Origin of the sequence: Pseudomonas sp. W5-01 (assembly GCF_046540435.1) — a bacterium.
GTDB lineage: Bacteria > Pseudomonadota > Gammaproteobacteria > Pseudomonadales > Pseudomonadaceae > Aquipseudomonas > Aquipseudomonas graminis_B.
In genome coordinates this window covers 19673-43300 of sequence record NZ_JAXCIP010000015.1, presented here as the reverse complement: position 1 = coordinate 43300, position 23628 = coordinate 19673, and the positions used below count along the sequence as shown (strand labels likewise).

General features: G+C 58.2%; 19 protein-coding genes and 2 tRNA genes. 1 reads left to right on the top strand and 20 read right to left on the bottom strand.

Going from position 1 to position 23628, the window contains the following annotated elements:
* Positions 1-141: 141 nt before the first annotated feature.
* From truB to rlmE, 13 genes are all read right to left on the bottom strand, one after another.
* Positions 142-1059: a tRNA pseudouridine(55) synthase TruB gene (gene truB / locus SLW75_RS27535; RefSeq protein ID WP_065987599.1), complete on the bottom strand. Its 918-nt coding sequence runs from the start codon at positions 1057-1059 to the stop codon at positions 142-144.
* A gap of 3 nt (positions 1060-1062) precedes the next feature.
* Positions 1063-1464 (bottom strand): 30S ribosome-binding factor RbfA, encoded by a 402-nt coding sequence (rbfA, locus tag SLW75_RS27530; RefSeq protein ID WP_065987600.1) that lies wholly within the window; start codon positions 1462-1464, stop codon positions 1063-1065.
* A 161-nt stretch (positions 1465-1625) separates the two neighbouring features.
* Positions 1626-4151: a translation initiation factor IF-2 gene (gene infB, locus SLW75_RS27525; RefSeq protein ID WP_410936001.1), complete on the bottom strand. Its 2526-nt coding sequence runs from the start codon at positions 4149-4151 to the stop codon at positions 1626-1628.
* 27 nt (positions 4152-4178) lie between these two features.
* A complete protein-coding gene (nusA, locus tag SLW75_RS27520; protein ID WP_065987602.1) occupies positions 4179-5660 on the bottom strand; it encodes a transcription termination factor NusA in 1482 nt (493 codons plus the stop codon).
* 59 nt (positions 5661-5719) lie between these two features.
* A complete protein-coding gene (gene rimP, locus SLW75_RS27515; RefSeq protein ID WP_065987699.1) occupies positions 5720-6178 on the bottom strand; it encodes a ribosome maturation factor RimP in 459 nt (152 codons plus the stop codon).
* A 127-nt stretch (positions 6179-6305) separates the two neighbouring features.
* Positions 6306-6382 (bottom strand) — tRNA-Met (locus tag SLW75_RS27510).
* A gap of 97 nt (positions 6383-6479) precedes the next feature.
* Positions 6480-6565 (bottom strand) — tRNA-Leu (locus tag SLW75_RS27505).
* A 44-nt stretch (positions 6566-6609) separates the two neighbouring features.
* On the bottom strand, positions 6610-6993 hold the full coding sequence (secG, locus tag SLW75_RS27500) for a preprotein translocase subunit SecG (protein ID WP_074888489.1): 384 nt from the start codon (positions 6991-6993) through the stop codon (positions 6610-6612).
* 4 nt (positions 6994-6997) lie between these two features.
* Positions 6998-7753, bottom strand: coding sequence for a triose-phosphate isomerase (tpiA, locus tag SLW75_RS27495; protein ID WP_065987603.1), 756 nt, complete (start codon positions 7751-7753; stop codon positions 6998-7000).
* A 66-nt stretch (positions 7754-7819) separates the two neighbouring features.
* Complete coding sequence (gene glmM, locus SLW75_RS27490; RefSeq protein ID WP_192132954.1) at positions 7820-9163, bottom strand: phosphoglucosamine mutase; 1344 nt, start codon at positions 9161-9163, stop codon at positions 7820-7822.
* 16 nt (positions 9164-9179) lie between these two features.
* The gene (gene folP, locus SLW75_RS27485; protein WP_410936000.1) at positions 9180-10031 is read right to left on the bottom strand and encodes a dihydropteroate synthase; all 852 of its coding nucleotides are present in this window, start codon (positions 10029-10031) and stop codon (positions 9180-9182) included.
* Between the two features lie 8 nt (positions 10032-10039).
* Positions 10040-11950, bottom strand: a complete 1911-nt coding sequence (gene ftsH / locus SLW75_RS27480) for an ATP-dependent zinc metalloprotease FtsH (RefSeq protein ID WP_133776820.1) — start codon at positions 11948-11950, stop codon at positions 10040-10042.
* 189 nt (positions 11951-12139) lie between these two features.
* Entirely contained in the window at positions 12140-12790 is a 651-nt protein-coding gene (gene rlmE / locus SLW75_RS27475) for a 23S rRNA (uridine(2552)-2'-O)-methyltransferase RlmE (protein WP_065987607.1), read from the bottom strand.
* A gap of 107 nt (positions 12791-12897) precedes the next feature.
* Between rlmE and SLW75_RS27470 the strand changes: the two genes are divergently transcribed.
* Positions 12898-13206 carry a YhbY family RNA-binding protein gene (locus SLW75_RS27470; RefSeq protein ID WP_410935999.1) on the top strand — a complete coding sequence of 103 codons (309 nt, stop codon included), beginning with the start codon at positions 12898-12900 and terminating at the stop codon, positions 13204-13206.
* Between the two features lie 171 nt (positions 13207-13377).
* Here SLW75_RS27470 and greA read toward each other — a convergent pair whose 3' ends face one another.
* The 7 genes from greA to grpE all read right to left on the bottom strand — a co-directional run bounded on the left by greA (position 13378) and on the right by grpE (position 23490).
* A complete protein-coding gene (gene greA, locus SLW75_RS27465) occupies positions 13378-13854 on the bottom strand; it encodes a transcription elongation factor GreA (RefSeq protein ID WP_037015137.1) in 477 nt (158 codons plus the stop codon).
* Complete coding sequence (gene carB / locus SLW75_RS27460) at positions 13851-17072, bottom strand: carbamoyl-phosphate synthase large subunit (protein ID WP_172610671.1); 3222 nt, start codon at positions 17070-17072, stop codon at positions 13851-13853. Before carB ends, greA begins: the two co-directional genes overlap by 4 nt.
* A gap of 121 nt (positions 17073-17193) precedes the next feature.
* Positions 17194-18330, bottom strand: coding sequence for a glutamine-hydrolyzing carbamoyl-phosphate synthase small subunit (gene carA / locus SLW75_RS27455; protein WP_065987610.1), 1137 nt, complete (start codon positions 18328-18330; stop codon positions 17194-17196).
* A gap of 301 nt (positions 18331-18631) precedes the next feature.
* Entirely contained in the window at positions 18632-19438 is an 807-nt protein-coding gene (dapB, locus tag SLW75_RS27450) for a 4-hydroxy-tetrahydrodipicolinate reductase (RefSeq protein ID WP_410935998.1), read from the bottom strand.
* A gap of 10 nt (positions 19439-19448) precedes the next feature.
* Positions 19449-20579 carry a molecular chaperone DnaJ gene (gene dnaJ, locus SLW75_RS27445; RefSeq protein WP_410935997.1) on the bottom strand — a complete coding sequence of 377 codons (1131 nt, stop codon included), beginning with the start codon at positions 20577-20579 and terminating at the stop codon, positions 19449-19451.
* 322 nt (positions 20580-20901) lie between these two features.
* Positions 20902-22821, bottom strand: coding sequence for a molecular chaperone DnaK (dnaK, locus tag SLW75_RS27440; RefSeq protein WP_410935996.1), 1920 nt, complete (start codon positions 22819-22821; stop codon positions 20902-20904).
* A 102-nt stretch (positions 22822-22923) separates the two neighbouring features.
* Positions 22924-23490, bottom strand: a complete 567-nt coding sequence (gene grpE / locus SLW75_RS27435; protein WP_065987614.1) for a nucleotide exchange factor GrpE — start codon at positions 23488-23490, stop codon at positions 22924-22926.
* Positions 23491-23628: the final 138 nt, after the last annotated feature.

Here is a 23628-nt window from a genome sequence, read left to right as displayed (position 1 = left end):
CCTTTATCAAGAAACCGCTCCTGAGAGACGGTTTCAACAGGCCGAGAGCTGACTCTCGTATTTAAATGTGAGGAGTGACCATGCCTGTTAACAGCCACCCTCGTACCGCCGTGCCAGGAAACCCTGCCGCGACGGGTCCGGTCACTCTGACCGAATCAGTCGACGCGGCGCAATGCGCCCGTCTTCACTCACTTCACCGATCCCGATGAAGCGTCCTTCATGATCCTGCACCCGCACCATGCCAAACTTCGGCGCGTCGGGGGCTCTCACCGGCTGGCCATGCAGCCAGTAGAACGAACTGTGCTCGGAGAACTGCAGCAGCGGCCAATCCAGCAATCCGCTGTCCGATGGCATCAGGAAGCGATCAACCGCTTCGTTACCGCCTTCGGCATGCACGGCTTCCAGCTCTTCCAGCGTTACCGTCTGGGCCAGCGTGAAAGGACCGGCCTGGGTGCGACGCAACTGGGCGACGTAAGCACCGCAGCCCAGCTTTTCACCGATATCTTCCACGAGGGTACGAATATAGGTGCCTTTGGTGCAGTCGACAGCCAAACGAGCGGTCTCACCTTCACACGCCAATAATTCCAGGCGCGCAATAGTAACAGAACGCGGTTCGCGCTCCACCACTTCCCCTGCTCGGGCCAGCTTGTATAACGGCTGACCGTCCCGCTTGAGGGCGGAGTACATCGGCGGTATCTGACTGATATCCCCGCGAAATGCCGGAAGCACCGCCTCGATATCCGAGCGACCAACGGTCACAGGCCGCGTCTGCAGCACCTCACCCTCGGCGTCGGCCGTGGTGGTGGTCTTGCCGAGCTGCATCAGGGTTTCATAACCCTTGTCGGAATCGAGCAGGTACTGGGAAAACTTGGTGGCTTCACCGAAGCACAGCGGCAGAACGCCGGTTGCCAGCGGATCGAGACTGCCCGTATGGCCGGCTTTTTCGGCGTTGAGCAACCAGCGCACTTTCTGCAGCGCGGCGTTGGACGTGAAGCCCAGCGGCTTGTCGAGCAGGATGATCCCGCTGACGTTACGGCGAATACGCTTGACCTGAGCCACGCCTTATTCCTCCGGACCGTCTTGCTTGGGTGCGGTTTGGTGCTGACCATCTTCAGCCACCGCACGCTCGATCAATGCCGACAAATGCGCGCCACGGGCAACGCTTTCGTCGTAATGGAAATGCAGTTGCGGAACGCTGCGCAGCTTCATCTCACGGGCCAGCTGCATACGCAGGAACCCTGCAGCAGCATTGAGCACCTTGATCGACTGCGCGATTTCTTCGGCGCTGTCCTGCCCCATCACGGTCATGAAGATTTTGGCGTGGCCGACATCACGGCTGACGTCGACGGCGGTGATGGTGACCAACCCCACGCGGGGGTCTTTGATTTCACGACGGATCAGCTGTGCCAGCTCACGCTGCATCTGATCGCCGATACGTTGGGTACGGCTGTATTCTTTTGCCATGTCTTGTTACCTGTCACTGCTGACCCATGGCAAAAGCCATGTGGTCTGAAAGCGGCAAACGCCCGGCCTGGCGAGAGCCGGACCGGGCGTTGCGTTTAGAGTCCATGACCGGCGCCTGGCATTTTCATGCGGCGCAAGCCATGACTCCTGAAGCTCGCGATTTAGAGGCTGCGAGCCACTTGGACCTTCTCGAAGACTTCGATCTTGTCACCGACCTTGACGTCGTTGTAGCTCTTGACGCCAATACCGCACTCCATGCCGGCACGTACTTCGGAAGCGTCATCCTTAAAGCGACGCAGGGATTCCAGCTCGCCTTCGAAGATAACGATGTCTTCACGCAGTACACGGATTGGACGGTTACGGAAGACAACGCCTTCGATGACCATGCAACCTGCGATCGCGCCGAATTTCGGCGAGCGGAACACGTCGCGGACTTCAGCGATACCCAGGATGTTCTCCCGAACGTCACTGCCAAGCATACCGGTGAGGGCTTTCTTGACGTCTTCGATGATGTCGTAGATGACGTTGTAGTAACGCATGTCCAGACCTTCCTGCTCGACGATCTTGCGCGCGCCAGCATCGGCACGCACGTTGAAGCCGAACAGTACAGCGTTGGAGGCCAGTGCCAGGTTGGCGTCGCTTTCAGTGATACCACCGACGCCGCCGCCCACTACGCGCACTTGCACTTCATCGTTACCCAGGCCATTCAATGCACCCTGCAACGCTTCCAGAGAACCGCGGACATCGGATTTGAGGACGATGTTGAGCGTCTTCTTCTCTTCCTGACCCATGTTCTCGAAGATGTTTTCCAGCTTGCCGGCGTGAGCACGGGCCAGCTTGACTTCGCGGAACTTGCCTTGACGGAACAGAGCCACTTCACGGGCTTTCTTCTCGTCGGCAACAACGCTCATCTCGTCGCCAGCGTCCGGCGTACCGTCCAGGCCGAGAATCTCGACAGGTATCGATGGACCGGCTTCTTTGATTGGCTTGCCGTTCTCGTCGAGCATTGCCCGAACGCGACCGTAGTTGGAGCCAACCAGAACCATGTCGCCTTGACGCAGCGTACCGTCCTGAACCAGAACAGTCGCAACCGGGCCGCGGCCCTTGTCCAGACGCGATTCAACGACAACACCACGACCCGGAGCCGACGGCGTTGCCATCAATTCCAGAACTTCGGCCTGCAGCAGAACGGCTTCAAGCAGCTCGTCAACGCCCGTACCCATCTTCGCGGAGACCGAGACGAAAGGCGTCTCGCCACCCCACTCTTCGGACGTTACGCCGTGAACGGACAGTTCACTGCGGATACGGTCCAGGTCGGCGCCCGGCTTGTCGATCTTGTTCACGGCAACAACCAGCGGAACACCGGCAGCCTTGGCGTGTTGCACGGCTTCGATGGTCTGCGGCATTACGCCGTCGTCAGCAGCGACAACCAGAATCACGATGTCGGTTGCCTTGGCACCACGGGCACGCATTGCGGTAAACGCAGCGTGACCCGGGGTATCGAGGAACGTCACCATGCCACGTTCGGTTTCTACGTGGTACGCACCGATGTGCTGGGTGATACCACCGGCTTCGCCAGCAGCAACCTTGGCGCGACGGATGTAATCGAGCAGCGAGGTCTTACCGTGGTCAACGTGACCCATGACCGTTACAACCGGCGCACGGGAGAACGTCTCACCTTCGAACTTCAGGGACTCGGCCAGGGAATCTTCCAGCGCGGTATCGCTGACCAGGGTCACTTTGTGGCCCAGTTCTTCAGCGACCAGCTGGGCAGTTTCCTGATCCAGAACCTGGTTGATGGTGGCCGGAGTACCCAGCTTGAACATGAACTTGATGATCTCGGCCGCTTTGACCGACATCTGCTGAGCAAGATCGCCCACGCTGATGGTCTCGCCGATCTTCACTTCACGCACAACAGGGCCGGTAGGGCTCTGGAAACCGTGCGCGTTGCGCTTCTTCAGCTTGGCCTTGCCGCGACCGCCGCGACGGAAGCCATCGCTTTCTTCGTCGGTAGTACGAGGAGCAACGCGTGGCGTTGGCGCCTTTTCCTTGACCGATGCGCGATGCGGGGCGTTCTTGCGATCGCCGTCACCACCGCCGCCGCTGCGACGATTGTTATCGTCGTTGCGTGGTTTGTCAGGGCGACGCTGTTCGTCTTTCTTGCGATCGGCAGTAGGCGCAGGTGCCGCAGCCGGAGTTTCCCGGGCTGGCTCGGCAGCTTGCGGTGCCGGTGCCGGCGCTGCAACAGCCTCGGCAGCCGGGGCACCAGACGAAGGCTGACGGCGCGCTTCTTCTTCAGCACGCTGACGGGATTCTTCTTCAGCCTTTTGGCGAGCGGCATTCTCTACCGCACGACGTTCTTCCAGCTCGCGCTTGCGTTCGGCTTCGATTTCTTCCGGACTGCGCTGAACGAAAACTTTCTTTTTGCGTACTTCAACGCTGATGCTTTTGCTGCCAGCAACGCGCAGGGTACTGGTGGTCTTGCGCTGCAAAGTGATCTTGCGCGGCTCTTCCACCTTGGCCTTGTGACCGCTTTTCAGGTGCGTCAACAGGGCTTGCTTTTCGATATCGGTCACAACTTGTTCGGCGGCGTTGTGCGGCAAACCTGCCTCACGCATCTGCTGTAACAGGCGCTCTACCGGTGTGTCGACCGTTTTGGCCAGTTCTTTCACCGTGACTTGCGTCATGCACTTCTCTCCTCAGGCCGCATCTACTTACTCGAACCAATGGGCTCGGGCGGCCATGATCAACTTGCCGGCACGATCATCGTCAATGCCGTCGATGTCGAGCAGATCGTCAATAGACTGCTCGGCCAGGTCTTCGCGGGTAATTACGCCGCGCACCGCCAGTTCCATCGCCAAATCCTTGTCCATACCCTCAAGCGAGAGCAGGTCTTCGGCCGGATGGGCGTCTGCCAGCTTTTCCTCAGTAGCGATGGCTTTAGTCAACAAACGATCCTTGGCACGAGCGCGAAGCTCGTTGACGGTATCTTCGTCAAAGCCGTCGATGTTGAGCATTTCTTCCAACGGTACGTAGGCAATCTCTTCCAGGCTGGTGAAGCCTTCGTCTACCAGAACCTGAGCGAGATCCTCATCGACTTCCAGCTCGTCGATAAAGTTGCGCAGGATGTCACCGGTTTCCGCTTGCTGCTTGGCCTGGATGTCCGATTCGGTCATCACGTTAAGGGTCCAGCCAGTCAACTGACTGGCCAACCGCACGTTCTGGCCACCGCGGCCAATCGCCTGGGCGAGGTTGTCTGCGCCTACAGCGATGTCCATGGCGTGGGCATCTTCATCAACGATGATCGCTGCCACTTCGGCAGGCGACATGGCGTTGATGACGAACTGCGCCGGGTTATCGTCCCAAAGCACGATATCCACACGCTCGCCGCCCAACTCGCCGGATACAGCCTGCACGCGCGAACCACGCATGCCGATGCACGCGCCCTGCGGGTCAATGCGTTTGTCCTTGGAGCGAACTGCGATCTTTGCACGCGATCCAGGATCACGAGAGGCAGCCATCACCTCGATGAGCCCTTCAGCGATTTCCGGAACTTCAATCCGGAACAGCTCGATCAGCATCTCCGGCGCAGTACGCGACAGGATCAACTGAGGGCCGCGGTTCTCGGTGCGGATTTCTTTGAGCAATGCTCGGACGCGGACACCCACGCGGAAAGTTTCCCGCGAAATGATGTCTTCACGCGCCAGCAAAGCTTCGGCATTGTTGCCAAGGTCGACGATGACATTGTCACGTGTAACTTTTTTAACAGTGCCGGAAATGATTTCGCCCAGACGCTCACGGTAGGCGTCCACGACTTGAGCTCGCTCGGCTTCGCGAACTTTCTGCACGATGACTTGCTTGGCGGTCTGCGCAGCGATGCGGCCGAACTCGATGGAATCGATCTTTTCTTCTACTACATCGCCAACGTTGGCACCGGGGTGCGTCAGCGCAACTTTGCTCGGCCACGTTTCGATCGCCGGATCGTCGAGATCGTCTTCTTCGACCACCGTCCAACGACGGAATGTCTCATAGGCGCCTGTTTGACGATTGATCTCGACACGCAGATCTACTTCATCTTCAAAACGCTTCTTGGTGGCCGTAGCCAGCGCTATCTCAAGCGCTTCAAAAATCACATCGGCCGGTACGCCTTTTTCATTGGATACCGATTCAACAACCAGCAGTACTTCTTTGCTCATCGTACGCCTCGCCTTTCGCAAGCCATTGGATCCGCGGGATCCGCTGTATCTGGCACGTCTTAGTCAAACGTGGGAATAATGTTGGCTTTGTCGATCAGATCGATCGGCAACAGAAACTCGTGATCTTCAACCTGGACCACGACGTCCTGCTCCTCCACCCCGCGGAGAAGGCCTTGAAAGTTGCGTCGACCTTCAAACGGTGAACGCAGCTTTATCTTCACTTGTGCCCCGGCAAACTCCGCAAACTGCTCAATGGTAAACAGTGGGCGTTCCATGCCTGGAGAGGAAACTTCGAGCGTGTATTCGGAGCTGATCGGATCTTCTACATCCAGAATACCGCTGATCTGACGGCTGACGATCGCGCAATCGTCCACCAACACGCCGCCTTCTTTATCGATATAGACGCGCAACATCGAGTGACGCCCTTGAGACGAAAACTCGATACCCCAGCATTCATAGCCTAGGGCCACGACCACCGGGGCCAGCAAGGCCTGCAACTCTTCTAGCTTGCTCGACACCTGAACCCCCTCGTGCATGCTGCAAATAAAAAATGGGCAAAAGCCCAATCATGAAAACGCCGGCGAAAAGCGGCGTCATAAAGTGTCCAGCTAACAAAAAGCCCCTGAAAAGGGGCTCCGCTAAAACTGGTTGCGGGGGCTGGATTTGAACCAACGACCTTCGGGTTATGAGCCCGACGAGCTACCAGACTGCTCCACCCCGCGACAAAGCTGGGGCGGAAGTATACGACCGATCCAAATTTGGGTCAATCCGACACATCCACCTACAAGAAAGCCCGCTACTGCGGGCTTTCTTGTTAATTGGTACCGAGAAGGGGACTCGAACCCCTACACCCTATGGGCACAACCACCTCAAGGTTGCGTGTCTACCAATTCCACCACCTCGGCATTACAACTCTTTTGCAGCCCCAAAAACAGCTGCGAATCCGGTGTTACTTTTGCTCTGGAGTTGCAGGAACATCAGCAGGTACTGCAGCTGGTTTCTGTTGCCCTTCCAAAACCGGAACATCATCTGCTGCCGGCTTTTGCTTCACTTCCAGTACCGCTGGATTTGGCAAACCTACTTGAGTCAGCTGGTGAGCTTTCTCTTTAGCAAAGTAACCTAACCCTAAGCTGGTCATGAAGAAACAGGCGGCAAGTATAGCAGTAAGTTTACTGAGAAAGGTAGAGGAACCTTGTCCACCGAACACAGTATTTGATGCACCTGCTCCAAATGATGCGCCAGCGTCGGCACCTTTACCCTGCTGCAGCAAAACCAGAGCAACAACGCCCAGAGCACCCAGCAGATGAAGAACGACTACGACTGTTTCCAGCATTTTTTCAGTTTCCCGCGGCGCGAATGATCGCACCGAACTCATCTGCATTCAGGGAGGCGCCACCAATGAGGCCTCCATCGATATCCGGCATGCCGAACAGTTCGACCGCATTGGCCGCCTTCACGCTGCCGCCATATAGAAGACGCACACCTTGTGCGACTTCAGAATTCTCTTGTCTCAACTGCGCACGAATCGCTGCGTGCACTTCCTGCGCCTGTTCAGGCGAGGCAGTCAATCCGGTACCAATGGCCCAGACTGGCTCATAAGCAATGACCGCATTAACGAAAGCACCGACGCCAAGCTCTTCGATGATGCTGCCCAGCTGCTGCCCGACAACCTCAAGCGTCTTGCCTGCTTCTCGCTCCTCGAGTGTCTCGCCGATGCAAAGTATCGGGATCAGACCTGCTGCCTGGGCAGCCTCGAACTTGCGATTCAGGACCTCGTTACTTTCGCCCATTACCTGACGACGCTCCGAGTGCCCGACGAGCACAAACTTGCAACCTGCATCCGCCAACTGGGTCGACGACACTTCGCCAGTCAGAGCGCCCTGCCCTGCTTGATGGGCGCAGTTCTGCGCACCGACGGAGATCAACTGCCCTTCCAGGCAATCAACTACAAGACTCACGTGCAGGCTTGGCGGGAAGACCGCCACATCTACACCACCCGGAAGAGCAAGATTTGCGAGACCCTCGATCAGCTCAGCGACGCTGGCGCGGGTACCGTGCATCTTCCAGTTACCAGCTACCATAGGGCGACGCATGCTGTACCTCGTCGGTCAAAGTGGGCGCAGATGTTACCCAACAGTTTCAACACTGGCAAGCCGAAATCAGGCGCAAACTTCAGCAACCAGTTTTGCCAGTTCATCGGCATACCCGCGAACCAGGATTTCGTCCTCGCCCTCGACCATTACACGCACCAGCGGCTCGGTACCGGACTTGCGCAGAAGCACACGCCCACGCCCGCCCATGGCGACGGTCACGCGGTCACAGGCTTCAATAACGGCGGGGTGTTTGACCGGATCAACGCCTCCACCCTCAAACCGCACATTGATCAATACCTGAGGGCATTTCTTCAGGCCTTCGCGCGATTGCGCGAGGCTCTGTCCGGTACGCTTCATCGACAGCAGTACCTGTAATGCAGCGATGATTGCATCCCCCGTTGTGGTATGCCGGAAGCAGACGACATGGCCCGAGTTCTCGCCGCCCACTTGCCAATCGCGCTCCAGCAGCTCTGCGATGACATAGCGGTCGCCAACATTGGCTCGCACGAACGGAATATTGAGATCCGCAAGCGCCAGCTCCAGTCCGAGGTTGCTCATCAGCGTACCCACGACACCGCCTTGCAACTGGCCGCGCTCCTGAAGGTCCCGCGCAATGATGTACAGCAGCTCATCACCGTCAACGATCGCGCCGGTATGGTCGACCATCAGCACACGGTCGCCGTCACCGTCGAAACCGATGCCCAGGTCAGCGCCATGCTCGACAACGGCGGCCTGCAGCGCTCCCATGTGGGTGGAGCCGCAGTTGTCATTGATGTTGAGCCCGTTGGGGGCCGCCGACAGTACAGTGACCTCGGCGCCAAGCTCACGGAACACATTTGGCGCTACCTTGTACGTCGCACCATGGGCGCAATCGACAACGAGCTTCAACCCGTCGAAGTCAGTACTGGTCGGAACGCTGCTTTTACAGAATTCGATGTAACGGCCAGCGGCGTCGTTGATACGGGACACCTTGCCGAGTTTCTCGGACTCCTCGACGGTCATCGGCGAGTCAAGCAACTCCTCGATCATCAGCTCGATTTCATCAGGCAGCTTGGTGCCCTGCCCGGAGAAGAATTTGATGCCGTTGTCGTAATGCGGATTATGTGACGCACTGATCACGATGCCCGCTTCGGCATGGAATGTACGCGTCAGATAGGCGATCGCAGGCGTCGGCATCGGCCCCAGGAGCATCACGTCCGCACCCGCTGCAGATAAGCCAGCTTCGAGCGCCGACTCGAACATGTAGCCCGAAATACGGGTGTCCTTGCCTACCAGAATTCGGCATGCGCCCATTTTCCGGAATGCCATCCCTGCCGCCCAGCCAAGCTTGAGCATGAAATCAGGGGTGATCGGGAATTGGCCTACACGACCGCGGATACCGTCGGTACCGAAATATTTCTTGGTGCTCATGGGTGCTCCAGATTTCTTATTTTGCTGACTGAACAGCAGCAATCATACGCACTACGTCGACCGTCTCCGGGACGTCGTGCACACGTAGGATTTTTGCGCCTTTGACCATCGCCATGGCGGCAAGCGCCAGGGCGCCGTGCAGACGCTGGTCAACAGGCTTGTCGAGAACCTTGCCGATCATGCTTTTGCGGGAGACACCGACCAACAGTGGACGGCCCAATGCATGAAGCGCTTCCATGTGTTTGAAGAGGCTCAAGTTATGCTCAAGGGTCTTGGCGAACCCGAATCCCGGATCAAGGATAATTCTCTCGGCAGGAATACCCGCTTCGACGCACTGCTCCATGCGCTCGCGCAAAAATGCACTGACCTCACCGACCAGATCAGTGTAGTGAGGGTCATTCTGCATGTCCGTCGGTTCGCCGCGCATGTGCATGAGGCAGACGGGTAAACCCGTTGCCGCAGCGGCGTCCAGCGCCCCGTCACGGCGAAGCGAGCGAACATCGTTGATGAGCCCTGCCCCCAGACGTGCAGTCTCGCGGATGACCGCCGGCGTGGAGGTGTCGACCGAAATAATCACATCGAGCTCGGCGCTGATGGCTTCAACGACAGGTGCCACGCGCTCCAGCTCTTCAACAGAAGAAACCGATCGCGCGCCGGGCCTTGTTGACTCACCCCCGACGTCGATCAAGGTCGCACCCGCCAGCATCATCGCTTCGGCATGACGCAACGCAAGGTCACGCTGCGCAAAACGGCCGCCGTCCGAGAACGAATCAGGGGTGATATTGAGGATCCCCATCACGTGCGTGCGGGATAAATCAAGAACCCGGTTGCCGCAAGGCAACCGGGTCGGGTGAAGCGCAGGAGTCATGTCAGACCTTAGTGTTCAGCAGCAGGGCCGCCAATAGGCGATTCCGGACGCGGACCTACAGGTGCGATCGGGGTGCCGGAATCTCCGGAACCACCTTCCCAATCACGAGGCTCGCGCGGTGTGCGGCCTGCCATGATGTCATCGATCTGCTCGGCATCGATGGTCTCGTATTTCATCAACGCATCAGCCATCGCTTCCAGCTTGTCACGGTTGTCCGTGAGGATCTGTCTCGCGGTGCCGTAGCATTGATCAATGATGCTGCGCACTTCGGAGTCGATCAGACGAGCAGTGTCCCCGGAGAGACTGGCGTTCTGACCGCCACCGCCACGCCCCAGGTAACCGCCTTCTTCCTCGTCCGAATACATCAATGGACCAAGCTTCTCCGAGAGGCCCCATTTGGTGACCATGTTCCGAGCGATCTGGCTGGCCCGCATAATGTCGTTGGAAGCACCCGTGGTGACACCATCGAAGCCAAGCGTCATTTCTTCCGCGATTCGACCGCCGTACAGCGAGCAGATCTGACTGATCAGGGCACGCTTGGACAGACTGTAGCGATCTTCCTCAGGCAGGAACATTGTCACACCTAACGCACGACCGCGCGGGATGATCGACACTTTGTAGACCGGATCATGCTCTGGCACGACGCGGCCAACAATCGCATGACCTGCCTCGTGATAAGCGGTATTGCGCTTCTCTTTGTCGGACATGACCATCGATTTGCGCTCAGCGCCCATCATGATCTTGTCTTTCGCCAATTCGAACTCTTTCATCTCGACGATGCGCTTACCGGTGCGGGCAGCGAACAGCGATGCCTCGTTAACCAGGTTGGCCAGATCGGCACCGGAGAACCCCGGGGTACCACGAGCAATCACGCCTGGCTGAACATCGTCGCCCATTGGCACTTTGCGCATGTGTACTTTAAGAATCTGCTCACGACCGCGGATATCGGGCAGGCCAACCACTACCTGACGGTCGAAACGGCCTGGACGCAGCAGCGCAGGGTCGAGAACGTCTGGACGGTTGGTGGCGGCGATCACGATGATGCCGTCGTTCATCTCAAAGCCGTCCATCTCAACCAGTAACTGGTTGAGCGTCTGCTCACGCTCATCATGACCACCGCCCATGCCGCCGCCACGATGGCGGCCTACGGCATCGATTTCGTCGATGAAGATGATGCAAGGCGCGTGTTTCTTGGCCTGTTCAAACATGTCACGAACACGACTTGCACCCACGCCGACAAACATTTCGACAAAGTCGGAACCGGAGATCGTGAAAAACGGAACCTTGGCTTCACCCGCGATGGCCTTCGCGATCAGGGTTTTACCTGTACCTGGAGGACCCACCATGAGGACGCCGCGAGGGATGCGACCGCCGAGGCGCTGGAACTTGCCCGGGTCGCGCAGAAACTCGACGAGCTCGCCGACTTCCTCCTTGGCCTCATCACAGCCGGCGACGTCAGCCAGCGTGGTTTTGACCTGATCCTCGGAGAGCAGACGCGCCTTGCTTTTACCAAAGCTCATCGGTCCGCCTTTGCCCCCCGCACCGCCCTGCATCTGGCGCATGAAGAACATGAAGACAGCAATAATCACGAGGATAGGGAAGCTGGCGACAAGGAGCTGAGTCCAGATGCTTTGCTGCTCTGGCTGCTTGCCCTCGATCACAACGTTGTTGTCGACCAGATCACCGATCAGACCGTTGTCCTGAATGGCAGGGCGAATGGTCTTGAAGGAGTCGCCATCGCTGCGCTTGCCGGTAATGACGTAACCGTCAACGGCAACCTTCTCGACTTTGCCGTCCTTCACCTGCTGGATGAATTCGGAATAGTTGAGGGTCTGCGGCTCGTTAGGACTGGAGAAGTTGTTCATCACGGTCACGAGAACCGCCGCGATGATCAACCACAGGATCAAATTCTTTGCCATATCGTTCAATTAGCTACCCTCTGAAGCAAGCTCCACGCTGGAGCGTGCCTCGCATGATATATACCGGCCTAACGTACTACAGATCCTACAGGCGTGGCAGGCGGCGTCTGTAACCCTTTGTGAAACTTTGACTACGCGATGTTGGTTACGCTCCCTTGATAAAGCCATTTGAAAAAAGCTATCGCTTGATCAAAGGCGCTCATCGCTTGCCGATCCTTCTATGCCGCGAAACCCGCGACCCAACAAGTACTGCTCCCTGGAACGGTCTCGCGACGACAAAGGCTTGCGCATCTGCACCTTGTCGAACAGCTTGCGGATGTCCTTGTGGTACACGTCAAACCCTTCACCCTGGAAGACTTTGATCAGGAAATCGCCACCTGGGCGCAGCACACGGCCGGCTAAATCAAGCGCCAACTCACAGAGGAACATTGCGCGGGGCATATCAACAGCGCTCAATCCACTCATATTGGGGGCCATGTCGGAAATCACAAGGTCTACCTGCGTATTACCGACAGCCTCGAGGATCTGCGCCAGTACCTCATCCTGGGTGAAATCCCCCTGAATGAAAGTCACATCAGGGATGCTGTCCATTTCCAGGATGTCAGATGCAATCAACCGACCTTGACCACCAATCAGACGACTGGTCACCTGCGACCAGCCGCCTGGCGCCGCGCCAAGGTCGATGACCGTCATGCCAGGACGAATGATCTTGTCCTTCTCCTGAATCTCCAGGAGCTTGTAACTGGCGCGGGAACGGTAACCATCCCGCTGCGCCATTTTGACGTACTTGTCGTCGAAGTGTTCTTTAAGCCAGTTATGGCTGGTTTTGGAACGTGCCACGGAGCACCTCAAAAAATTAGGACGAGTCGCGATTAACCGGGCGGTCCCGGACTCGCTCGGGTAAACTGGCCGCCGCTTTTTACAAGATCAGACGCAGAGGTCAGATTATGCCGCTCACTCAAGAGCAGAAGAAACAATACAAATCCATTGGCCACCATCTGAAACCGGTGTTGATCGTGGCGGACAATGGTCTGACTGAAGGTGTGTTGGCCGAACTGGAGCGCGCACTGGGCGATCACGAGTTGATTAAAATCAAACTCAACATCCTCGACCGCGAAAGCCGCCTGGCAGCCATCGCTGAACTGTGCGAAGTCGGCAAGGCCGATCTGGTGCAGGTCATTGGCAAAATGGCGCTGATTCACCGCAAGAACCCGAAGGTAAACAAGCAGCTGTCCAACGTCCACCGCTTCAACTGATCCTCTTCGGGTCAGCGGCGAACACGCGCTGGCCGTTAGATTCGATGCCCAGCTGCAAAGTTGGGCGCCGAACCGGTCAGACCCGACATGCGACCGCCGGTTCGATAGGCCATGCAATGACCTTCGAACCCGCTGTCTGAATCTACACCCGCGCAATGCGGGTGTTGATCATCAAACGTGACGCACTTCCACGATTTCGTACTCGATCACACCGCTTGGTGTCTTCACAGCGACGACATCGCCCTCTTCCTTGCCAATTAACGCGCGAGCGAGCGGCGAGCCCACCGAAATCTTGCCCAGTTTGAAGTCAGCTTCGTCCTCACCCACGATGTGATAGGTGACGCGGTCGTCCGTCTCCACGTTTGCAATTTCGACGGTAGTGCCGAAGATCACTTTCCCAGTGTGAGGGATGGTGGTGACGTCGATGATCACCTGATTCTGGATCCGGCCTTCGATGTCGCGGATGCGCGCTTCGACCATGCCCTGCTGTTCGCGGGCGGCATGGTACTCGGCGTTTTCCTTGAGATCGCCCAGCTCGCGCGCAGTCCCGATGTCCTGACTGAGCTTGGGACGAACCACCTTGGTCAGGTGTGCGTGTTCCTCTTCCAGGGCGCGAGCGCCCTGAACGGTCATTGGGTACTTGATCATGCTTTCAGTCCTGCGTGTAGATCCTGCAAGCGGCGTACGGTTTTTTCAGGGCCGAACTTCAGCGCTTCACAGATGGCCTCGCCCGCAGCGATAGTCGTGGTGCAGTAGATCTTGTGCTGCAGGGCATTGCGGCGAATGGAATAGGAATCAGCGATCGACTGGCGCCCTTCGGTCGTGTTGATGATCAGCGTGACTTCGTCATTCTTGATCATGTCGACCACGTGAGGACGGCCCTCGGTCACCTTGTTGACGCGGCGAACTTTCAGCCCGGCCTCTTCGATCAGGCGTGCGGTCCCAGCGGTTGCAACGATGTCGAAGCCCAGTTCGATCAAGCTGCGTGCCACACCTGCCACCAGCGGCTTGTCGTCGTCACGCACGCTGATGAAGGCCGTGCCGCCAGTCGGCAGGACTTCACTGGCGCCCATCTGGGCTTTCGCGAATGCTTCGCCGAAGGTGTCGCCGACACCCATGACTTCGCCGGTCGACTTCATTTCTGGGCCGAGGATCGGGTCGACGCCCGGGAACTTGGCGAATGGGAACACCGCTTCTTTCACGCTGTAGAAATTCGGAATGATTTCTTTGGTGAAGCCGAGTTCTTTGAGCGTTTTGCCAGCCATGACACGAGCGGCAATCATCGCCAGGGAGACTCCGATGCACTTCGACACGAACGGTACCGTACGCGATGCGCGCGGGTTCACTTCAATGACGTAGATGTCTTCGCCCTGCAATGCGAGCTGCACGTTCATCAGACCGACAACGCCGAGCTCCAGGGCCATTTTCTTGACCTGCTCACGCATTTCGTCCTGGATATGCGCCGGCAGCGAATACGGTGGCAGCGAGCATGCCGAGTCACCGGAGTGAACACCGGCCTGTTCGATGTGCTGCATGATTGCGCCGATCACCACGTCGGTGCCGTCGCAGACCGCATCAACGTCCATTTCGATGGCGCAGTTGAGGAAGTGGTCAAGCAGCACCGGGCTGTCGTTGGACACTTGAACCGCTTCACGCAGGTAGCGCTTAAGTTCGTCTTCTTCGTAGACGATCTCCATCGCACGGCCGCCCAGTACGTAGGACGGACGCACCACCAGCGGGTAGCCGATCTTCGCCGCCGCCCGAATGGCTTCGTCTTCGCTGCGCACGGTGGCGTTTGGTGGCTGACGCAGGTTCAGTCGCTCGACCATCTGCTGGAAGCGCTCACGGTCTTCTGCACGGTCAATGGCGTCCGGGCTGGTGCCGATGATTGGCACGCCTGCAGCTTCCAGTGCACGCGCCAGCTTCAACGGGGTCTGGCCGCCGTACTGGACGATCACGCCTTTCGGCTTCTCGACGCGGACGATTTCCAGCACGTCTTCCAGGGTCACCGGCTCGAAGTACAGACGGTCAGAGGTGTCGTAGTCGGTCGATACGGTTTCAGGGTTGCAGTTGACCATGATGGTCTCGTACCCGTCTTCACGCAGGGCCAGCGCGGCGTGTACGCAGCAGTAGTCGAACTCGATGCCTTGGCCAATGCGGTTCGGACCGCCACCCAGAATCATGATCTTGTCGCGATTCGTCGGGCTGGCTTCGCACTCTTCCTCGTACGTGGAGTACATGTACGCGGTGTCGGTGGCGAACTCGGCGGCGCAGGTGTCAACGCGCTTGTAGACCGGCAGCACGTCCAGTTTGTGACGATGCGTGCGCAGGTTCTTCTCGGTCACACCCAGCAGCTTGGCCAGGCGGGCATCGGAGAAGCCCTTGCGCTTGAGGCGATACATGATGTCGCGGTCAATCGCCGACAGGCCGAGGGTCTTGACCTTCTCTTCGTCCTTGATCAGATCTTCGATCTGCACCAGGAACCAGGGGTCGATCATGTTCATGCCGAAAATCTGTTCAACCGTCATGCCGGCACGGAAAGCGTCAGCGACGTACCAGATGCGCTCGGCACCCGGAACCGTCAGCTCGCGCTTGAGAATGCTCATGCTTTCCGGATTGCTGAGGTCCAGCTTCGGATCGAGACCGCTGACACCCACTTCCAGGCCGCGCAGGGCTTTCTGCAGGGATTCCTGGAAAGTCCGGCCGATGGCCATGACTTCGCCGACTGACTTCATTTGAGTGGTCAGGCGCGCGTCAGCTTTGGCGAACTTCTCGAACGCAAAGCGTGGCAGTTTGGTCACGACGTAGTCGATCGATGGCTCGAACGACGCCGGGGTCTTGCCGCCGGTGATTTCGTTCTGCAACTCGTCCAGCGTGTAGCCGACAGCCAGCTTGGCTGCCACTCGGGCGATCGGAAAACCGGTGGCCTTGGAAGCCAGTGCAGAAGAGCGAGAAACCCGCGGGTTCATCTCGATCACGACCATACGGCCGGTGTCCGGGCAGATGCCGAACTGAACGTTCGAGCCGCCTGTTTCGACGCCGATCTCACGCAGGACCGCCAGCGAGGCGTTACGCAGGATCTGGTATTCCTTGTCGGTGAGCGTCTGTGCTGGCGCAACGGTGATGGAGTCGCCAGTGTGCACGCCCATCGGGTCGAAGTTTTCGATGGAGCAGACGATGATGCAGTTGTCCTTTTTGTCGCGGACAACTTCCATTTCGTATTCTTTCCAGCCGATCAGCGATTCGTCGATCAGCAGCTCTTTGGTCGGCGACAGGTCGAGACCGCGGGCGCAGATTTCTTCGAACTCTTCACGGTTGTACGCGATGCCGCCACCAGTGCCGCCCATGGTGAAGGACGGACGAATGATGCACGGGAAGCCCAGCTTTTCGAGGACGGCATTGGCCTCTTCCATGCTGTGGGCGATACCGGAACGCGGGCAAGCCAGGCCGATGGACTTCATGGCCTTGTCGAAACGGGAGCGGTCTTCAGCCTTGTCGATGGTATCGGCATTGGCGCCGATCATCTCAACGCCGAACTTCTCCAGAACGCCTTCGCGCTCCAGGTCCAGCGCGCAGTTCAGTGCGGTCTGGCCGCCCATGGTTGGCAGCAGCGCGTCGGGGCGTTCTTTTTCGATGATCTTGGCGACGGTCGCCCATTTGATCGGCTCGATGTAGGTCGCATCCGCCATGGCCGGGTCGGTCATGATGGTGGCCGGGTTCGAGTTGACCAGAATGACGCGGTAACCCTCTTCGCGCAGGGCCTTGCAGGCCTGGGCGCCGGAGTAGTCAAATTCGCAGGCCTGGCCGATTACGATCGGGCCAGCGCCAAGAATCAGGATGCTTTTAATGTCTGTACGTTTTGGCATGGGTTGTCACTCGAATCCTGTGTCAGTCGGCAAGCCGTCTTGAACATCTCAGGTGCCGGGCGGGCTATCGAACCTTGTCCGATCCGCGCGGCCACCTGCTCGCTACAGTCGCAAGGCAGCCTTAGCGGCGCTTGTCCATCGCTGTGATGAAACGATCAAACAGCGGCGCGACGTCGGTCGGGCCCGGGCTCGCTTCAGGGTGGCCCTGGAAGCTGAACGCGTCCTTGTCGGTGCGCTCGATGCCTTGCAGGCTGCCGTCGAACAGCGATTTGTGAATCGCGCGAACGTTGCTCGGCAAAGTCGCTTCGTCCACCGCAAAACCGTGGTTCTGGCTGGTGATCATGACCACGCCGGTGTCCAGGTCCTGAACAGGGTGGTTGGCGCCGTGGTGGCCCAGATCCATCTTGATGGTACGAGCGCCGGAAGCGAGCGCCAACAGCTGGTGACCCAGGCAGATACCAAAGACTGGAATGTCAGTCTCCAGCACGTCCTTGATCGCCTGAATGGCGTAGTCGCAGGGCTCCGGGTCGCCAGGGCCATTGGACAGGAAGATGCCGTCCGGCTTGAGGGCAAGCACTTCACTGGCAGGGGTTTGGGCAGGTACGACCGTCACACGGCAACCACGCTCAACCAGCATGCGCAGGATGTTCAGCTTGACGCCGTAGTCCCAGGCGACCACGTGGTACTTCAAATCGGCTGCGGCAACTTCGGGGCTGCTGTCGGACTGCAGATTCCAGACCGTGGAGCGCCACTCGTAGGTGTCTTTCGTGCTGACTTCCTTGGCGAGGTCCATGCCCTTCAGGCCCGGGAAGCCCCGTGCTGCCGCGATGGCCGCTTCTTCGGAAATGTTGTCGCCAGCCATGATGCAGCCATTTTGAGCGCCCTTCTCGCGAAGGATACGCGTCAGGCGGCGAGTGTCGATGCCTGCAATCGCAACGGTTTTATTGGCTTTCAGATACTCAGCGAGCGGCATCTTGTTACGCCAGTTGCTCGCCACCAGTGGCAGGTCGCGAATCACCAGACCCGCCGCCCAGACGCGGTCAGACTCGGCATCTTCCGGCGTGGTGCCGGTGTTGCCGATGTGCGGGTAAGTCAGGGTGACGATTTGCTGGGCATAGGAAGGATCGGTAAGAATTTCCTGATAGCCGGTCATTGCGGTGTTGAACACCACTTCACCAACGGTTTGACCGTCGGCACCAATGGCTTCGCCGCGAAAAATGCTGCCATCAGCAAGGGCGAGTATGGCTGGCTTAGTCAAGAAGACCTCCCGTAATAAAGCCTGAAAGGGCGATCGCAGGTTGTAAAAAAGCGGAATGACGTATAGACACGTCACCCCGCTTTTTTCATAGAATTATCTGCGCGCTTTTAGTGGACACACTAAAGCTGTAGCTTACAGAAAGAGGTCTTTTTAATCCACCGCTAAAATTGCCGTGAGGGCTGGGGAGTGCGACGGGACATCGCGTAGCGGGTGTGTAACGGCTTGAAACTGCGGGCAGGATACAGGGAAAGCCCCTCTCCTGCCCGCATTGTTACTTGTCAGACTCAGAGCACCGGACCACTCAACGCAGATCGAGCACGTCCTGCATGTCGTAAAGACCCGGCGCCTTGCCATCGAGCCACAGCGCTGCACGCACTGCGCCCTTGGCGAATGTCATGCGACTTGACGCCTTGTGCGTAATCTCCAGGCGCTCGCCCTCGGCGGCGAACAGCACAGTGTGATCACCTACGACGTCACCGCCACGGACCGTGGCGAAACCGATCGTCTCGCGCTCACGAACACCCGTGTAGCCCTCACGACCGTAGACAGCGACCTTGCTCAAGTCACGCCCCAAGGCATTGGCAACGACCTCGCCCATGCTGACCGCCGTACCCGACGGCGCATCGACCTTGTTGCGGTGATGAGCTTCGATGATCTCGATGTCCGCATCTTCACCCATCACTCGCGCCGCCAGATCCAGCAGCTTGAACGACAGGTTCACACCCACACTGAAATTGGACGCGAAGACGACAGGAATGTCCCGGCTCGCCTCACCCAGCAGGCGCTTTTGTTCGACGCTCAAGCCGGTGGTACCAATGACCATCGCCTTGCCCGCCTTACGACAGAGCGCCAGATTTTTCAGCATGACGTCCGGCAATGTGAAGTCGATCAGGACGTCGAACTCGTCGGCAACCTGCTCCAGATTACCGGTCAACTGAACACCGATACGCCCCAGCGATGCGAGTTCGCCGGCGTCGGCACCGATCATCGTGCTGCCGGGACGAACGATTGCCGCCGTCAGCCCGGTGAGCGGCGCACGATCCTGCACCGCCTCGATCAGGTTCTTGCCCATGCGCCCGGCGGCGCCCATCACTGCAATGCGTCGCATGCCCTGCCCCTTAGAGATCGCCGAAGAAACGCTTCACACCTTCGAACCAGCCACTGGCTTTAGGCGAGTGAGAGCTGTCACCTTCAAGGGAGGCACGGAACTCTTCGAGCAATTCACGCTGACGACGCCCGAGGTTGACCGGAGTTTCGACGGCAACACGGCACATCAGGTCGCCGGCGCCACCACCACGTACAGGGGCAACGCCCTTGCCGCGCAGGCGGAACTGCTTACCGGTTTGCGTGCCTTCCGGGATCTTCAGTTTGACGCGACCATCCAGCGTCGGGACTTCCAGCTCACCACCCAGTGCAGCGTCGGTGAAGCTGATTGGCACTTCGCAGTACAGGTGCTTGCCGTCGCGCTGGAAGATCGCGTGTTCACGCACATTGATCACGACGTACAGGTCGCCCGTTGGGCCGCCCTGCGTCCCCGCTTCACCTTCGCCCGACAGACGAATGCGATCGCCGGTATCGACGCCTGGCGGCACTTTGACCGACAGCGTCTTGGACTCTTCCACACGGCCTTCGCCATGGCAGGAGTCGCAAGGATCGGAGATGATCTTGCCGTTGCCGTGGCAACGCGGGCAGGTCTGCTGAACAGAGAAAAAGCCCTGCTGCATGCGCACCTGGCCGATGCCGCCGCATGTCGGGCATGTCACCGGGGACGAGCCCTTTTTGGCGCCGCTGCCGTCACACGGCTTGCAGTTGACCAGCGTCGGCATACGGATGCTGACAGTCGTGCCGCGCACCGCTTCTTCAAGATTCAGCTCGAGGGTATAGCGAAGATCGCTGCCACGTTGGGCACCACCACGACCACCACCGCCAGCGCGACCCCCGCCGAAGAAGTCGCTGAAGACATCGCCAAAGATGTCGGAGAAGTTGGCGCCACCGCCGCCGAATCCGCCGCCACCCATGCCTTGATCGACGCCGGCATGACCGTATTGGTCATAGGCCGCGCGCTTGCTGGCATCGGAAAGCACTTCGTAGGCTTCGTTGGCTTCTTTGAAGGCGTCTTCCGAAGCCTTGTCACCCGGGTTGCGGTCAGGGTGATATTTCATGGCGAGACGGCGATACGCCTTTTTCAGGTCTGCTTCACTGGAGCCACGCTCCACGCCCAATACTTCGTAATAATCACGCTTTGACATAAATTTTCCGCACTCTTGAGGACGTCCGGCATGACCCTCCTGAGTCTGCCGAACTCGTTGAGCCCCTTTCAGGCCCGGACCCAACTCACGTCAATTCAACGATCCTGGTCTTGGTTCAACGGCCTTCGATCGACCGAGAAAAGCGGCTGAACAAGCCGGAGTGCAGGAGCATCCGGCTTTGCCACAAAGCCCGCGATACGGAATCGCGCGCTTGAAAATTCGGGTGTTCCAGACACGCCAACGCGGGAGCAAGCTCCCGCGCGGCGACATCCTACCAGCGACCACTGGAAGGTGGTCAACCGGCGATCAAGTGAGCCTGCGCTTACTTGTTTTCTTTTACTTCTTCGAACTCGGCGTCGACAACGTCGTCGGCCGGCTTGCTTTCTTCCTGAGCGGGCTGAGCACCGCCTTCAGGTTTTTCGCCTTGCTCGGCGTACATTTTCTGAGCGACCGGCGCGGAGACTTTCGACAGCTCTTCGATCTTGGCGTCGATGGCAGCCTTGTCGTCGCCTCTCACAGCGGCTTCAAGTGCAACCAGTGCAGCCTCGATAGCGGTCTTCTCTTCGGCGGTGACTTTATCGCCAGCGTCGGAGATCATTTTGCGCGTCGAGTGAACCAGCGCATCGCCCTGGTTACGGGCAGATGCCAGCTCTTCAAACTTACGGTCTTCGTCCGAGTTCGCTTCAGCGTCGCGAATCATCTGCTGGATTTCTTCGTCCGACAGACCCGAGTTGGCCTTGATCACGATCGACTGAGTCTTGCCCGTCGCCTTGTCTTTCGCGCCGACGTGCAGGATGCCGTTGGCGTCGATGTCGAAGGTCACCTCGATCTGAGGCACGCCACGTGGTGCTGGCGGAATCTCGGCCAGGTCGAACTTGCCCAGGGACTTGTTCTGAGCCGCTTGCTTACGCTCGCCCTGCAGCACGTGAATGGTCACTGCGCCCTGATTGTCGTCGGCAGTCGAGAACACTTGGGATTTCTTGGTAGGAATCGTGGTGTTTTTCTCGATCAACGCGGTCATCACGCCGCCCATGGTTTCGATACCCAGCGTCAGCGGGCTGACGTCCAGCAGCAGAACGTCTTTCACGTCGCCGGCCAGTACCGCACCCTGGATGGCTGCACCCATAGCGACGGCTTCGTCAGGGTTGACGTCTTTACGCGCTTCTTTACCGAAGAACTCGGTGACCTTCTGCTGAACCAGTGGCATACGGGTCTGACCGCCGACCAGGATCACGTCGTTGATCGCGCCGATGTCGATACCCGAATCTTTCAACGCAATGCGGCAAGGCTCGATGGTGCGCTGAACCAGGTCTTCAACCAGCGATTCCAGCTTGGCGCGCGAGATCTTCACGTTCAAGTGCTTAGGACCGGTGGCATCTGCAGTGATGTACGGCAGGTTCACGTCGGTCGAATTGCTCGAAGACAGTTCGATCTTCGCTTTCTCGGCAGCTTCTTTCAGACGCTGCATCGCCAGCGGATCACCTTTCAGGTTCATGCCGGATTCTTTCTTGAATTCGTCAACCAGGTAATCGATCAGGCGGATGTCGAAGTCTTCACCACCCAGGAACGTGTCGCCGTTGGTGGCCAACACTTCGAACTGGTGCTCGCCATCGACTTCAGCGATTTCAATAACGGAGACGTCGAACGTACCGCCACCCAGGTCATAAACGATGACGGTGTGATCGCCCTTCGCTTTGTCCATACCGTAAGCCAGCGCGGCTGCGGTCGGCTCGTTGATGATGCGCTTCACGTCCAGACCTGCAATACGACCGGCGTCTTTGGTGGCCTGACGCTGGCTGTCGTTGAAGTAAGCAGGGACGGTGATGACTGCTTCAGTCACGGTCTCGCCGAGGTAGTCTTCGGCGGTCTTCTTCATTTTCTTCAGGATTTCAGCCGAAATCTGAGGAGGGGACATTTTCTTGTCGTTGACTTCAACCCACGCATCGCCGTTATCAGCCTTGGCGATTTTGTAAGGGACCATCTTGATGTCTTTCTGCACGACTTCTTCGTCGAACTTACGGCCGATCAGACGCTTCACCGCGTACAGGGTGTTGTGCGGGTTGGTGACTGCCTGACGCTTGGCCGATTGGCCTACGAGGATCTCGCCATCATTGGCATACGCAATGATCGACGGGGTGGTACGAGCGCCTTCGGCGTTCTCGATAACCTTGGCTTTACCGTTTTCCAGAACCGAGACGCAGGAGTTGGTGGTCCCCAGGTCGATACCGATAATCTTGCCCATTTTTGACTCTCCCGAAACTTAAATTTGGTTGCCGCAACTGCATTTACAAATTGCGGTAATTCTTAAACGCTTGGCCTGTAAATGGGGGCCACTCAGCTAATTTCAAGCCTGCTCGTCAATCGACGGCGAAACAGGCGATGGCGCCTTGCTGACCACGACCATGGCCGGGCGAAGCAGACGGCCATTGAGCTGATAACCCTTCTGGAACACCTTGAGCACGCTGTTCGGCTCGACGTCAGCGCTTTCCTGCATCGCCATTGCCTGATGGTGCTCGGCGTTGAACGGCTGGCCATGTGGGTCGATGGCTTCAAGGTTGTAGCGCTTGAGCGTGTCGTAGAACATTTTCAGCGTCAGCTCGATGCCTTCCCGCATCGGCCGGATGCTCTCGTCATCCGAGTTGGACAAGTCCAGACCACGCTCAAGGCTGTCGACGATCGGCAGCAGATCGCTCGCAAACTTTTCGAGCGCAAACTTGTGCGCCTTCTCAACGTCTTGCTCGGCACGGCGGCGGACGTTCTGCAGATCCGCAGCCACACGCAGAGACTGGTCCTGCGCCGCCTTCAGCTGTTCTTCAAGCACTTGCACACGGGTTGCCAGATCATCTTGAGAAGTCGCCGTGTCGGCAGCCTGATCCTGGGCCTGCATGTCCGGGTTCTGTTCGTCAGCCATAAATTCTCTCCTTCTAATTACATCCGTGAGCTCAACTCACGCCTCTGCCCGGCTATATGGGGTCGTAATTTTCGGGTTCAAGGGGTTTGGGTGCAGGATCGGCTGAATAACCCTACAAATGTTCCGACATGAGTTCGA